The organism is Massilia sp. BAP21 (genome assembly GCF_057801335.1).
The window spans coordinates 5416426-5430058 of record NZ_CM173596.1 but is presented as its reverse complement, the minus strand read 5'-3'; the positions used below and the strand labels follow the sequence as shown (position 1 = coordinate 5430058).

General features: G+C 67.1%; 9 protein-coding genes. 5 read left to right on the top strand and 4 right to left on the bottom strand.

Going from position 1 to position 13633, the window contains the following annotated elements:
* Window positions 1-3: 3 nt before the first annotated feature.
* Window positions 4-1395, top strand: coding sequence for a chemotaxis protein CheW (locus ACWYRN_RS23690; RefSeq protein ID WP_488690260.1), 1392 nt, complete (start codon window positions 4-6; stop codon window positions 1393-1395).
* Window positions 1396-1528: 133 nt separating this feature from the next.
* Window positions 1529-3667, top strand: coding sequence for a glycoside hydrolase family 97 protein (locus ACWYRN_RS23685; protein ID WP_488690259.1), 2139 nt, complete (start codon window positions 1529-1531; stop codon window positions 3665-3667).
* 93 nt (window positions 3668-3760) lie between these two features.
* Here the strand turns inward: ACWYRN_RS23685 and ACWYRN_RS23680 are convergent, their stop codons facing one another.
* Window positions 3761-4393 carry a superoxide dismutase gene (locus tag ACWYRN_RS23680; RefSeq protein WP_488690258.1) on the bottom strand — a complete coding sequence of 211 codons (633 nt, stop codon included), beginning with the start codon at window positions 4391-4393 and terminating at the stop codon, window positions 3761-3763.
* A gap of 367 nt (window positions 4394-4760) precedes the next feature.
* Between ACWYRN_RS23680 and ACWYRN_RS23675 the strand changes: the two genes are divergently transcribed.
* The 3 genes from ACWYRN_RS23675 (at window position 4761) to ACWYRN_RS23665 (ending at window position 7910) form a co-directional block, all read left to right on the top strand.
* Window positions 4761-6185 (top strand): carotenoid oxygenase family protein, encoded by a 1425-nt coding sequence (locus tag ACWYRN_RS23675; RefSeq protein WP_488690257.1) that lies wholly within the window; start codon window positions 4761-4763, stop codon window positions 6183-6185.
* A gap of 84 nt (window positions 6186-6269) precedes the next feature.
* Entirely contained in the window at window positions 6270-7208 is a 939-nt protein-coding gene (gene lhpI / locus ACWYRN_RS23670) for a bifunctional Delta(1)-pyrroline-2-carboxylate/Delta(1)-piperideine-2-carboxylate reductase (RefSeq protein WP_488690256.1), read from the top strand.
* 69 nt (window positions 7209-7277) lie between these two features.
* Window positions 7278-7910 (top strand): flavin reductase family protein, encoded by a 633-nt coding sequence (locus ACWYRN_RS23665; RefSeq protein WP_488690255.1) that lies wholly within the window; start codon window positions 7278-7280, stop codon window positions 7908-7910.
* 374 nt (window positions 7911-8284) lie between these two features.
* Here ACWYRN_RS23665 and ACWYRN_RS23660 read toward each other — a convergent pair whose 3' ends face one another.
* The 3 genes from ACWYRN_RS23660 to ACWYRN_RS23650 form a co-directional block, all read right to left on the bottom strand.
* On the bottom strand, window positions 8285-9712 hold the full coding sequence (locus ACWYRN_RS23660) for a sensor histidine kinase (protein WP_488690254.1): 1428 nt from the start codon (window positions 9710-9712) through the stop codon (window positions 8285-8287).
* Entirely contained in the window at window positions 9709-10389 is a 681-nt protein-coding gene (locus ACWYRN_RS23655; protein ID WP_488690253.1) for a response regulator transcription factor, read from the bottom strand. The genes ACWYRN_RS23660 and ACWYRN_RS23655 overlap by 4 nt, the downstream gene beginning before the upstream one ends.
* A gap of 62 nt (window positions 10390-10451) precedes the next feature.
* Window positions 10452-13625 (bottom strand): efflux RND transporter permease subunit, encoded by a 3174-nt coding sequence (locus tag ACWYRN_RS23650; RefSeq protein WP_488690252.1) that lies wholly within the window; start codon window positions 13623-13625, stop codon window positions 10452-10454.
* Between the last annotated feature and the right edge of the window lie 8 nt (window positions 13626-13633).

Below are 13633 nucleotides of genomic sequence, written 5' to 3'. Positions count from 1 at the left end.
GCGATGCCGTTGGCAGAACTCCTGCACCTGGCCGAGGCCGGGATCGGCGCGGTATGGGTCGGCATTCCGGCGCAGAGCGTGCTGCAGGCGGTCACGTTGCCGCCCGCGCCGGCCCTGCTGCCGCGCCGCCATGGCGCGCTGCTTGGCGTGGTCGAACATGACAGGCGGCTGGTGCCGGTGGTCGACCTGGCGCGCTGGGTCGATGTCGGCACGGCGCCAGAACAGGGGCAGGCAAGTCCGGCCGCCGCGGCGCGCGTGCTGATCCTGCACGCCGGCGGGCGCACCATCGGCCTGAAGGCCGACACCGTCGGCGGCCTGGCCGCGGTGGCCGCGCACACCGTCATGCGCCTGCACCACGACGACTGCGCGGACGAAGTCTTTCACTGCGCCGTGCGCGAGCCGGCCAGCGGGCGCATCCTGAGCCTGCTCGACGTCGAGCGCCTGGCGCGGCTGGCGGCGGCCTGGCACCAGGACGCCGGCTATTCGCCGGATTCCGTCATGCCGGCGGCCACGGCGGACACGCCGCCGCCTGCCGCGCGCTCGTATGCGGTGCTGCAGGCAGGCGCCGACAGGCTGGCGCTGGCGGCCGACGCGCTGATTGAGGTGCTGCCCATGCCGGCGCTGGGACCCCTGGGCGCCGGCATGGGCTACTGCATCTGGCGCGGCCGCCACGTGCCGGTGCTGGCGCATGCGGCGCTGGGGCTGGACGCGATGGCGGACGGCGCCGCCCCTGCGCTGCTGGCGATCGTCGAGCACGGCGGCCTGGCGCTGGGCTTGCCGGTGCACGCGGCGCTGGGCCTGCAAACTGTCGATACGGCAAGCCTGGCGGCGGCGGACGGCTTGCTGTCGACCCTGTTTGACGCCGACGGTGCGCCGCTGCGCCTGCTCGACGAAGCGCGCCTGTTCGCGCGGTTTCCCGAGGCAGCGCTCAGCCGCGATCCGGGCACAGGTGGCGGCGTACGCCCCGGCACAGTCCACGGCCACGAGCAGGATAGGCGTGCGGCCAACGCCACCGCCTACATCGTGTTCGAAGGCGGCGGCATGTTCGCCACCGCCATCGACACGGTGGAGCGCATCGTCAGCCTGCGCGAGGCGGCAACCGATGGCAACGGCGCCATGGCGTGGGAAGGGCAGAGTATCCCGATGCGCGATCTGCGCACCGGCGATGCCGCCGCTGTGGTCGATGCAGCACACGGCGACGTGATGGTGGTGCGCAGCGGCGGCGCCTGCGTCGGCTACGTCGTCTCGCGCGTGCACCTGCTGCTGCCGCCCGGCAGCGGACGGGTCTACCGCATGGGCGGCGCGGGCGCGGGATGGGAGTTCATCGCCACCAGCGGTGACGATGCGCCGCAGGCCAGCTACCGGATCGTCGAGCTGGGGGCGCTGGCAGCCTGAGTCGGCCGCAGGCTGCAGGCTGTTGATGGCGTCGCGCAGGTCCGGTTGTCATGCAGGCGCTCGCTACCGCACTCGTTGCGGTGAGCGGGCCTGAACGGAGCGAAGCGTGGGTTTGCCAAGTATATAATTACTTATGACCAATATCTTCCGCCCCCACGCCGTCCGCGCGCTGCTTTCCCGTTTCCTGTTGCTGGCCCTCTGCCTGTCGGCCCATGCCGCCCGGGCCGAGGACATCCACTCGCCGAACCGCCAGCTCACGCTCCACTTCGCGCTCGGCGCGGGTGGCGAACCCACCTACAGCCTGAGCTACAAGGGCCGCCCCGTCATCAAGACCAGCCGCCTCGGCCTGGACCTGAAGGAAGGCCCGGGCCTTACCAGCGGCTTCGCCGTGGCGTCCAGCAGCACCAGCACGGTCGACGAAAGCTGGAACCCGGTGTGGGGCGAGGTCAAGACCATCCGCAACCACTACAACGGGCTCACTGTCACGCTGACCCAGGCGGCCACGAAGCGCACCATGCTGCTGCACTTCCGCCTGTTCGACGACGGCCTCGGTTTCCGTTACGATTTCCCGAAGCAGCCTAACCTCGACTATTTCGTGATCAAGGAAGAGCGCACGCAATTTGCGCTGGCGGGCGATCACAAGGCCTTCTGGCTACCGGGTGACTACGACACCCAGGAATACCACACCACGACCTCGAAGCTGTCGGAAGTACGCGGCCTGATGAAAAAGGCGGTCACGCCAAACGCCTCGCAGACCACCTTCTCGCCGACCGGCGTGCAGACGCCGCTCATGCTCAAGAGCCAGGACGGCCTGTACATCAACCTGCATGAAGCGGCGCTGGTCGACTACGCGGCCATGTCGCTCGACCTCGACGACAGGAACATGGTGCTCGAATCGCACCTGACGCCCGACGCGCGCGGCGACAAGGGCTACCTGCAAACGCCGGCCGTGACGCCGTGGCGCACGATCATCGTCAGCGACCGGGCAGGGGACATCCTCGAATCGAAGCTGGTGCTGAACCTGAACGAGCCGACCGAATACAAGGATGTCTCGTGGATCAAGCCGATCAAGTACGTGGGCGTGTGGTGGGAGATGATCACGGGGCGCAGTTCCTGGTCCTACACCGACGAAGGCAACATCAAGCTCGGCAGCTTCGACTATGCCAAGGCCAGGCCGAACGGCACCCACGCCGCGAATACCGCGAATGTAAAACGCTACATCGACTTCGCCGCCAAACATCAACTCGATGCGGTGCTGGTCGAGGGCTGGAACGTGGGCTGGGAAGACTGGTTCGGCAAGCACAAGGATGCCGTGTTCGACTTCGTCACGCCGTACCCGGACTTCGACGTGCAGGAGCTGCACCGCTATGCGGCGGGCAAGGGCATCAAGATGATGATGCACCACGAAACCAGCGGTTCGATCCGCAACTACGAGCGGCACCTGCCGGCGGCCTACCAGTTCATGGTCGACAACGGCTACAACTCGGTGAAGAGCGGCTACGTGGGCAACATCCTGCCGCGCGGCGAATACCACTATGGGCAGTGGATGAACAACCATTACCTGTATGCCGTTACCGAGGCGGCCAAGTACAAGATCATGGTCAATGCGCACGAGGCCGTGCGCCCGACCGGACTGTCGCGCACCTATCCGAATTTGATCGGCAACGAGTCGGCGCGCGGCACGGAGTACGAATCCTTCGGCGGCAACCATGCGGACCACACGACCATCCTGCCGTTCACCCGGCTGATCGGCGGCCCGATGGACTATACGCCCGGGATTTTCGAGACGCGGATCAGCGCCTACAATCCGAAGAACAAGTCCTTCGTGCACAGCACGCTGGCGCGCCAGTTGGCCCTGTACGTGACCATGTACTCGCCGCTGCAGATGGCGGCCGATCTGCCGGAGACCTACGAGAAATACCTGGATGCGTTCCAGTTCATCAAGGACGTGGCTGTCGACTGGGACGATAGCAAAGTGCTGGAAGCCGAGCCGGGCGACTACATCACGATTGCGCGCAAGGCCAAGGGCAAGAGCAGCTGGTTCGTGGGGAGCACGTGCGACGAGCAGGGGCGGACGTCGACGGTCGACCTGGGCTTCCTCGATCCTGGCAAACACTACACTGCCACGATCTATGCGGACCGCAAGGATGCGCACTATGAGACCAACCCGAAAGCTTATGGCATCCGCAAGACCAGGGTGACCGGCAAGACGAAGCTGAGCCAGTATTGTGCGCCTGGAGGCGGGTACGCCATCAGCCTGGTGGCCGAGTAAGCGGCGACCCGCAGCGCTGTATGCGAGGCCGCCTGCTCGCTGCAGGCAGGCCCGCACATGGGAATGGCCGGCGCGAAGCCGACCCGTCGTGCCTTACTTCACCGCCGCCTCGTAGCGCCGGTTCACCTCATCCCAATTGATGATGTTGAAGAACGCCGCAATATAATCCGGCCGGCGGTTCTGGTAGTTCAGGTAGTACGCGTGTTCCCACACGTCCAGCCCCAGGATCGGCGTGCCGCCCGACAGCCCGGCAAAACCGCCCATCTGCGGGTGGTCCTGGTTGGCGCTGCTTTCCACCAGCAGCTTGCCGTCCGACCCCACCGTTAGCCAGGCCCAGCCGCTGCCGAAGCGGGTCTGCGCGGCCTTGGTAAAGGCTTCCTTAAACTTGTCGTAGCCGCCGAGATCGCGCTCGATGGCGTCGGCAACCGCGCCCGACGGCTGGCCGCCGCCGCCGGCCTTCAGCACCGTCCAGAACAGCGAGTGGTTGGCGTGGCCGCCGCCGTTGTTGCGCACGGCGGTCTGGATCTGCTGGGGCAGGGTATCGATGCGCGTGATCAGCTCTTCGACCGGCGCGCTGTCGTCGACACCGGCTTCCTTCAGCGCGTTGTTCAGGTTGGTGACGTAGGTCTGGTGGTGTTTGGTATGGTGGATTTCCATCGTGCGCGCATCGAAATGCGGCTCGAGTGCATCGTATGCGTAAGGCAGAGGTGGCAATTCGTAAGCCATGATCGTTCTCCTTTTTGGTCGATGGACGCCATGCGGACAACAGCGCATACCGCAGCAGACACCGGCCTCTTGCCGGCATGTGCAGCAGGACTGCTGCCCGCATGCAACGTCCGTAAGTGGACATGAGGTCAAGCGCATTCGCCAGCCCGACCCTCATAGCGTAATGGAGGGCGCGAGACCGGGGCGCGCGGCTGACCAGCGCATGCTCGCCAGCCGCTGGCCAAGGGCATGCGCTGCTCAGCCATGCTGCTGCAGGATCGGCGTTTTCCGGTTCGGTCATCACGGAACCTCCCGGTGCGGAATGTGATCTACATCGTTGGACGATCACGTCGAAACGCATGCGTCTTGAGCGCAGGAAAGAAACATCATGGCCACCATGCTTGCCCACCCGCCCTCTATCGAGACGCGCGCGCCGTTCCGCCGTTCGCGCGAATGCCACACCGCCGTTCCTGCCGTGGTCGAGGGTGAGGTGCCGCACTGGCTGCGCGGCGAGCTGGTGCGCACCTGTCCGGCCGTGTTCGACGCGGCCGGCTGGCATGCCCGGCACTGGTTCGATGGGCTGGGTATGGTGTATGTCTTCCGCATCGGCGAGGCCGGCATCGGCTTTCGCTCGCGCCTGCTCGACTCGGAAGCAGCGCGCGATGCCTGGCAGGGCAAGGCCAGGCTCGGCAGCTTCGGCACGCCGACCGTGCGCCCGCTGTGGCAGCGCCTGGTCGAGCCGGTGCCGCGCATCACCGACAACGACAACGTGAACATCGCGCGCATCGGCCAGGACCTGGTGGCCATGACCGAAGGCAACCGCCAGCTCGTCATCGACGACACCACCCTCGCCGTGGACGGCCCGGTGCGCTATGCCAGCGACGCCCTGCACGGGGCGATCATGACGGCGCACCCGCATTTCGACGCCGAGCGCAACAGCGTGGTGAACGTTGCGACGGCCTTCGGCAGGAAGGGCACCATCTCGGTGTATGAACACGCACCGGGCGCGCGCCGGCGCGAGGTGGTCGGCGCCTGGCAGACGGGGCGCATTCCCTATGTCCACACCTTCGGGCTAACGCCGCGCAACGCGATCCTGGTCGCCCATCCGTTTGCGGTGAAGACGTCCAACATGCTATGGTCGAGCAAGGGCTACATCGACCATTTCGACTGGCACCCGGAAGCGGGCACGCACCTGGTCCTCATCGACCGCGACAGCGGCGCCGTGCGCGAACACGTGACCGAGCCCTTCTTCGCCTTCCACACGGTGAATGCCTTCGAGCGCGGCGACGAGACCGTGCTCGACCTGCTGGCCTATCCGGACGCCGGCATCGTGGACGCGCTGCGCATCGAGCGCATGGTAGAGGAACTGCCCGACCTGCGGCCCGCGCTGCTGCGCATCGTCATGCGCCAGGGCGTGACGCGGGCCACGGTGGAAACGCTGGGCGACACCGGCTTCGAATTCCCGGCCACGAACTACCGGCGCGTGAACGGCCGCCCGTATCGCTATGCGTATGGCGCGGCGAACTGGCCGCAGGCCGGGCAGGCCTATGCCTCGGCGGTCGTCAAGCTCGACCTCGACAGCGGCACGTCCAGCGCGTTCCGCGACGATGCCTGGGTATTCGGCGAACCGGTCTTTGTCGCGCGCCCGCATGGGGAAGAAGAAGACGACGGCGTGCTGCTGACAGTCGGCTCGGCGCAAGAAGCCGACTCGGCCCAGCTTGCCGTCATCGACGCCAGGACCATGACGCCGCTCGCCCGCGCCACCGTGGCCAGCGCGATTCCATTGGGCTTTCACGGTTCGTTCGTGCACTGATGCCGCGCCGGGCCGGCCGGTTGTTGCGCAATATTCAACAATCGGCCATCATGGTCCGATTCCCGACCCGCCACGAGAACGCACATGAACGCTCCCCGTCCGGCCGCCATCCCCGCCGGCATCAGCATCCACGACCGCGCCCAGACCGCCGCCTTGCTCGACTTCGCCGAGCTGGTCGATGCCATCGCCACCGCCGCACAGGAGCTCGAGGCCGGCGCCATCCGCAGCCCGGAGCGGCTGGTCGTGCCGCTTGGCGCCGGCGCGGTCATGCTCAGCATGCCCGCCGCGGCCGAGGACATCGCCATCCACAAGCTGGTCAACGTCCATCACGGTAACAAGCACCTCGGCCTGCCTGCCATCCACGGCGCCGTCACCGTCTGCGACACGGCCACCGGCCAGCTGCGATGCCTGCTCGACGGGCCGGAAGTCACCGGCCGCCGCACTGCCGCCGTCAGCTTGCTGGCGATTCGCCAGCTGCTGCCGCAGGCGCCCCGGCACATCCTGCTCGTCGGCACCGGCACCCAGGCGCGCTATCACATGCAGGCCCTGCATGCCTTGTACCCGCAGGCGCAGGTCTGGGTCCAGGCGCGCACCCACGATGCTGCCGCGTGCTTTTGCGAGGCGCACGGCGCATGGCACGGCGGCCTGCGCCCGCGCACGGCGGATGCGCCCGCCTTCGACGTGGTGATCACGCTCACCACCAGCCGGGAACCGGTGTACGACGAAGCGCCGCGGCCCGGCTGCCTGGTGATCGGCGTCGGCGCCTTCCGGCCCGAGATGGCCGAGATCGGTGCGACGACGCTAGCCGGGAGCGATTTGTACGCCGACGATCCGCCTGGCGCGCGCCACGAAGCGGGCGATTTGCTGCGCGCCGGCGTCGACTGGTCGCGCGTAGTTTCGCTCGGCGCCTTGTTGCGCATGCCGGCCGACGGCACGCGCCCGGCGGTGTTCAAGAGCGTCGGCACGGCGGCCTGGGACCTTGCCGCGGCGCGCGTGGCGCTGCGCCGTGCGGCGCTTGCCTAGAGCAGCGTCCGGCACCGATTCGCATCCTTTGGCAGAATAGGCAACCTGCCATCCCAAAGGAATGCTCACGTGCGTGACGACCACTTCTACGAACCGGCGCGCGGCCACGGCCTGCCGCACGACCCCTTCAATGCCATCATCGGCCCGCGCCCGATCGGCTGGATCTCCAGCCGCAGCGCGGACGGCGTCCTGAACCTGGCGCCGTACAGCTTCTTCAACGCCTTCAATTATGTCCCGCCGATCATCGGCTTCTCCAGCCAGGGCCGCAAGGACACGCTCAACAACATCGAGGCGACCGGCGAATTCGTGTGGAACCTGGCCACGCGTCCGCTGGCCGAAGCGATGAACGTCAGCTGCGCGCCGGCGCCGCCCGAGGTCGATGAGTTCGAACTGGCCGGGCTGACGCCTGCGCCGGCACGCGTGGTCGGGACGCCGCGCGTGGCTGAATCGCCGGTCGCCTTCGAGTGCCGCGTTACTCAGGTCATCCCGCTGCAGACCACGGCCGGCAGCGATACCGGTAACCGGCTGGTGCTGGGGGAAGTGGTGGGCGTGCACATCGCCCGGCATTTGCTCAAGGACGGCATCTACGATACCGCCAATGCGCAGCACATCCTGCGCGGCGGCGGGCCGGCGGATTATTTCGAGATCACGGAGGGCCAGTTGTTCCGGATGCAGCGGCCGGGTTACCCGATTGATCGATGATTCCGTAGGGTGGGCACACTGTGCCCACGCGGTTACGTGCGTATCCTGTTGCCGTTGGCCGCGCCGCAGGTTTCCGTGACGTCTGCAGCATCGGACGACAAGCGATTACCGCGTTTCGTCCGAGGTAGATACTTCGAGCGACACCTCGCCGCACGTGTCCGGGCGAAACGTGCGTACCGCGTGGTCACGGGGTGCCCACCCTACGAGTGTGTAGATTTCAGTGAAGTATGCAGCATGGCGGTATGCGTTGACCGGTATTCGTCCGGGGCGAGTGTTTCGAGCGACCCGTCACCGCACGTGTCCGGGTGATACGCACGTAACCGCGTGGGCACTTCGTGATCGATGCCCCCGGCATCAATGACCCCACCGTATGGTTAGCCGGTGCGTTCGACGGCCGCGTGCGTGGTTTGCACCGGCAGCACCAGCGTCGCGCGCAGCCCCGGCGCATTGTCTTCGAGTCGCAGGCTTCCGCCATGCAGCCGCGCCACCGCCGACACCACGCTCAGGCCCAGCCCCACGCCCGGCGTGCCGCGGCTGCCGTCCACGCGGTAGAAGCGCTGCACCACCTTCGGCCGCTCGTCCTCGGCGATGCCCGGCCCATCGTCCGCCACCGCCAAGGCGAGCACGCCACCCGGTTCCGGCCGCGCCGACACCGCGATCGCCCCGTGTTCCGGCGCGTACTTGAGCGCATTCTCGACCAGGTTGCCGAGCGCCTGCGCAATCAGCAGCGGGTCGCCCACCACCTTCAAGGCGCCCTCGGCGTGGAAGCCCAGGTCGATCTCCTTCAGCTCCGCCACCGGCAGGTAGAACTCGGTCACTTCCGCTCCCAGGCGCTCCAGGTCGACTTCCACGAAGCCGTTGCGCCGGCTGCCGCTGTCGATTTCGGCCAGGCGCAGCAGGGCCTGGAAGATGCGCATCACGCGGTCGATGTCGCCGATCGCCGCATCGATCTCGGCAAAGGTCTCCTCGGTATCCGGCCGCGTGATCGCCAGCTCTTCCAGCCGCGCGCGCAGTTCGCTCAGCGGCGTGCGCAAATCGTGGGCGATCGAGTTCGACACGTCCTGCACGCTCGTCACCAGCTGCTCGATCTGGTCGAGCATGCGGTTCACCGTCTGGGTCAGGAGCCGCAGTTCCTCGCCGTCGTGCGGCTCGGCCAGGCGGCGCGAGAGCTTGCCTTCGATGATGGCGGCGGTGGTCTGGCTGATGCCGCCGATGCGCTCGAGCAGCGCGCGCCGGATCAGCATCCCGCCCAGGATCGCACCCACCAGTACCGTGACGGCGCAGGCCAGCAGGCCATACACGAACAGGCGTTCCAGTTCGTCGAAGCGGTTCAGGTTACTGGCCACCAGCAGCCGGTAGCCGCCGGGCAGGGTGACGCGCATCGCCTCGATGCGGCGCGCCGCGCCGTCCACATGGATGGTGCCCGAGCACAGGCCGTCGCGGTCGGGCAAGCCCTGCGGCCAGGCGGGCAGGTTGCCGGCGATGCGGGCGCCGCCGGGGGCGGCCAGCAGCATGATCTTGCGCACGCCGTCGTTGGTGCCGACCACCTGGGTGTCGATGGCGTTCGCCAGCGCCGCCTCGCCGCTGCGCGTGAATAGATTGGCCAGGCGCTGGGCGTCGGAGCGCAGCAGTTCGGTGCGCACCTGTTCGATGTTCGTATGCCAGGCGTACCACAGCGGGCCGGCGAACATGGCCAGTACCAGCAGGCTCACGACGCCATAGCCGGCGGCGATGGTGCGCGCGGAAAAGGTCGGGACCCTGAGCAGGGAGGCCAGGCGCCTGCAGACGGAAAGCTGATTCACGGCCGGTCGGTCAGCATGTAGCCGGCATTGCGCACGGTCTTCAGCAGCGGCGTGGCAAAGGGCGCGTCGATCTTCTGGCGCAGTTTACTGATGTGGACGTCGATCACGTTGGTCTGCGGGTCGAAGTGGTAATCCCATACGTTCTCGAGCAGCATGGTCCGCGTGACCACCTGGTTCGCGTGGCGCAGCAGGTATTCGAGCAGCTTGAATTCGCGCGGCTGCAGGGCAATCGCCGTGCCGGCGCGGGTGACCTTGTGCGCCAGCAGATCGACGCTCAGGTCGCCGAGCGCCAGCGTGGTGTCCGCCGCCTGCACCTGCGAGCGGCGCATCAGCGCGTCCAGGCGCGCCAGCAACTCGCCAAAGGCGAAGGGTTTCACCAGGTAGTCGTCGCCGCCGCGCTTCAGGCCGAGGATGCGGTCGTCCACGCCGTCGAGGGCGCTCAGCACCAGGATCGGCACCCGGTTGCCGCCCTGGCGCAGCGTTTCCACGATGGCCAGGCCGTCGATGCCGCCGGGGAGCATGCGGTCCATGACGATGGCGTCATACGGCTCGCTGACGGCGTGGTACATGCCGTCGCGGCCATTGTCGGCATGGTGCACGGTATGGCCGGCCTCGACCAGGCCCTTGCATACGAAGCGCGCGACCCGTTCGTTGTCTTCGACTAGCAGCAGTTTCACAGCGTTTCCTTCAGGTTCCCGCACATGGCGGGCGCGATGCCGTCATTGTACCGGCCCGCATGTCAGAGGGCGCCATGTCTGGCCACCTTGTGTTCATCCGCCACATGCACGGCCGGAGCCGAACCAGCCGCCGCCTTGCGCCGCTTGATCGGCCGCGCAATCAGCACGAAGAACAGCGGAATCAAATAGGTCGCCAGGAAGGTCGCCGTCAGCATGCCGCCGATGACGCCGATGCCGAGCGCGTTCTGGCTGGCGGCGCCGGCGCCTGTGGCGATTGCCAGCGGCAGCACGCCCAGGACGAACGCCATCGAGGTCATGATGATCGGGCGCAGGCGCAGCTTGGCCGATTCCAGCGCCGCTTCCACCACGCCGTAGCCCTGTTGCTGCAGTTCGCGCGCGAATTCGACAATCAGGATCGCATTCTTGGCCGACAGGCCGATGGTGGTCAGGAGCCCCACCTGGAAGAACACGTCGTTCTGCTGGCCGAAGGCGGTGGCCGCGCCCAGCGCGCCGAGCACGCCGATCGGCACCACCATGATCACCGACACCGGCACGCTCCAGCTTTCGTACAGCGCCGCCAGGCTCAGGAAGACCACCAGGATCGACAGCGCGTACAGCAGGGGTGCCTGGGCGCCGGCCTGGGATTCCTGCAGCGAGATGCCGCTCCACTCGTAGCCGATACCGGCCGGCAGCTGCTTCACCAGGCGGTCCATGATCTGCATCGCTTCGCCGCTGCTGGTGCCGGGCGCGGCCTGGCCCAGGATCTCGGCTGACTCGATGCCGTTATAGCGCTGCATCGCCGGCGCGCCCCACGACCACTCGGCTTTCGCGAACGAGGAGAAGGGTACCATCTGGCCGTCGGCGTTCCTCACGTGGAGCAGGCGGAGATCGTCCGGGTTCATGCGAAAGCGCGCATCGGCCTGCACGTAGACGCGCTTGATGCGGTTGTCGGTGTCGAAGAAGTTGTTCACGTACTTGGCGCCCCAGGCGGTCGAGAAGATCTGGTCGACGCTGGACAGACTGACGCCGAGCGCCGCCGCCTTTTCGTGGTCGATCGAGATCTTGTAGGTCGAGCTGTCGGCCTGGCCGGTAAAGCGCACCCGCACCAGGCTTGGTTCCTTGGCGGCGAGGGCCAGCAGCTGGTCGCGCGCCTTGCCCAGCGCTTCGTGGCCGAGGTTGCCGCGGTCCTGCAGCTGCAGCGAGAAGCCGGCCGCCGAGCCCAGGCCGCGGATCGGCGGCGGTTCCACCGGTGTGATGCGCGCACCCTGGAAGTTGCCATAGCGCGCCGCGATGCGGCTGCTCAGGGCGGCGACGCTCAGCTCGGCGTCCTTGCGCTCGTCCCAGGTCTTCAGGCGCACGAACAGGCGGCCCTGGTTCTGGCCGCGCGCCGGGTTGTTGGCGCCGATGGTCATGAAGGTGGCGTCGACCATCGCCTTTTCGTCGTTCAGCAGGTAATGGTCGATCTGTTCCAGTACCTTGCCCGTGGTCTCGACCGTGCTGCCGGCCGCCGTTTCCACCTGCACGAACATATAGCCCTGGTCTTCCTTCGGCAGGAAGCCGCCCGGCAGGCGCATGAACAGCGCCAGCACCAAGCCGATCATGAGCGCGTAGACCAGCATCCACAGGCCGCGCCGGCCGAGAATCGCCGTGACGCTGCCGAGGTAGCGGTCGCGCTCGCGCTCGAAATTGCGGTTGAACCAGCCGAAGAAGCCGCGCTTCTCGTGGTGGTTCGGGTCGGGGCGCTTGAGCAGCATCGCGCACAGCGCCGGCGTCAGGGTCAGCGCGACGAACACCGACAGCAGCATCGAGGCCACCACCGTCAGCGAAAATTCGCGGTAGATCGCGCCCACCGTGCCGCTGGAGAAGGCCACCGGCACGAACACGGCCGACAGCACCAGGGCCACGCCGATCAGGGCGCTGGTGATCTGGCCCATCGCCTTTTTCGTCGCTTCGTACGGTTCCAGGCCGTCCTCGTGCATCACGCGCTCGACGTTCTCGACCACGACGATCGCATCGTCGACCAGGAGGCCGATCGCCAGCACCAGGCCGAACATCGACAGCGTATTGATCGTGAAGCCCAGCGCCGACATGATGCCGAAGGTCCCGAGCAGCACCACCGGCACCGTGATCGACGGGATCAGGGTGGCGCGGAAGTTTTGCAGGAACAGGTACATCACCAGGAACACCAGCACGATGCCTTCGATGAGGGTCTTTACCACCTCGTGGATCGACACCTCGATGAAAGGCGTGATGTCGTTCGGGTAGACCACGCGCAGGCCTTCGGGGAAGAAGGCGCTCAATTCTTTGAGGCGCGCGCGCACGGCGTCGGCGGTATCGAGGGCGTTGGCGTCCGGGCCGAGCTGGATGCCCAGGCCCGAGGCCGGCTTGCCGTTGTAGCGTACGTCGACGTTGTAGTTTTCCGGGCCGAGCGCCACGCGCGCCACGTCCTTGACGCGCACGCTGGAGCCGTCCGGGCGGACTTTCAGCAGGATGCGCTCGAACTGTTCGGGCGTGCGCAGCAGGCTGGCCTGGTTGATGGTGGCGCTCAGGGTCTGGCCGGGTACGGCCGGCAGGCCGCCCAGCTGGCCGCCCGAGACCTGCACGTTCTGGGCCTCGATGGCGGCGTTCACGTCGAGCGGCGTGAGCGCAAAGCCCGTGAGCTTGACCGGGTCGAGCCAGATGCGCATCGCGTACTGGGTGCCGAACAAATTCATGCTGCCCACGCCGGGGATGCGGCTCAAGGGGTCCTGCACGTTCGAGGCCACGTAGTTGGCGATGTCGAATTTCGACATGCTGTCGTTGTCGGACACAAAGGCGGCCACCATCAGGAAGTCGCTGGTCGATTTGCTCACGCGCAGACCGGCATTCTGCACGTCGCGCGGCAGGCGCGGCACCGCCGCCTGCAGCTGGTTCTGCACCTGCACCTGGGCGATGTCGGGGTCGGTGCCCGGCGCGAAGGTGAGGGTAGTGGTCGACTGGCCGGTCTCGTCGCTGCTCGACGACATGTAGAGCATGTTGTCGATCCCGGTCATCTGCTGCTCGATCACCTGGACCACGGTGTTCTGCATGGTCTCGGCCGAGGCACCCGGGAAGCTGGCGCGGATCTGCACGGCCGGCGGCGACACCGGCGGGTACTGCTCGACCGGCATGTTGTGCAGCGTGATACCGCCGACCAGCATGATGAGAAGCGAAATGACGATCGCGAAGATCGGCCGCTCGATGAAGAATTTAGGCATCGGGGACG

What these genes read in the sequence shown, in the direction of transcription:
- ACWYRN_RS23650 (WP_488690252.1), bottom strand. Translation starts at nt 13,625, where the DNA reads ATGCCTAAATTCTTCATCGAGCGGCCGATCTTCGCGATCGTCATTTCG.
- ACWYRN_RS23685 (WP_488690259.1), top strand. Translation starts at nt 1,529, where the DNA reads ATGACCAATATCTTCCGCCCCCACGCCGTCCGCGCGCTGCTTTCCCGT.
- ACWYRN_RS23680 (WP_488690258.1), bottom strand. Translation starts at nt 4,393, where the DNA reads ATGGCTTACGAATTGCCACCTCTGCCTTACGCATACGATGCACTCGAG.
- ACWYRN_RS23675 (WP_488690257.1), top strand. Translation starts at nt 4,761, where the DNA reads ATGGCCACCATGCTTGCCCACCCGCCCTCTATCGAGACGCGCGCGCCG.
- ACWYRN_RS23690 (WP_488690260.1), top strand. Translation starts at nt 4, where the DNA reads ATGCCGTTGGCAGAACTCCTGCACCTGGCCGAGGCCGGGATCGGCGCG.
- lhpI (WP_488690256.1), top strand. Translation starts at nt 6,270, where the DNA reads ATGAACGCTCCCCGTCCGGCCGCCATCCCCGCCGGCATCAGCATCCAC.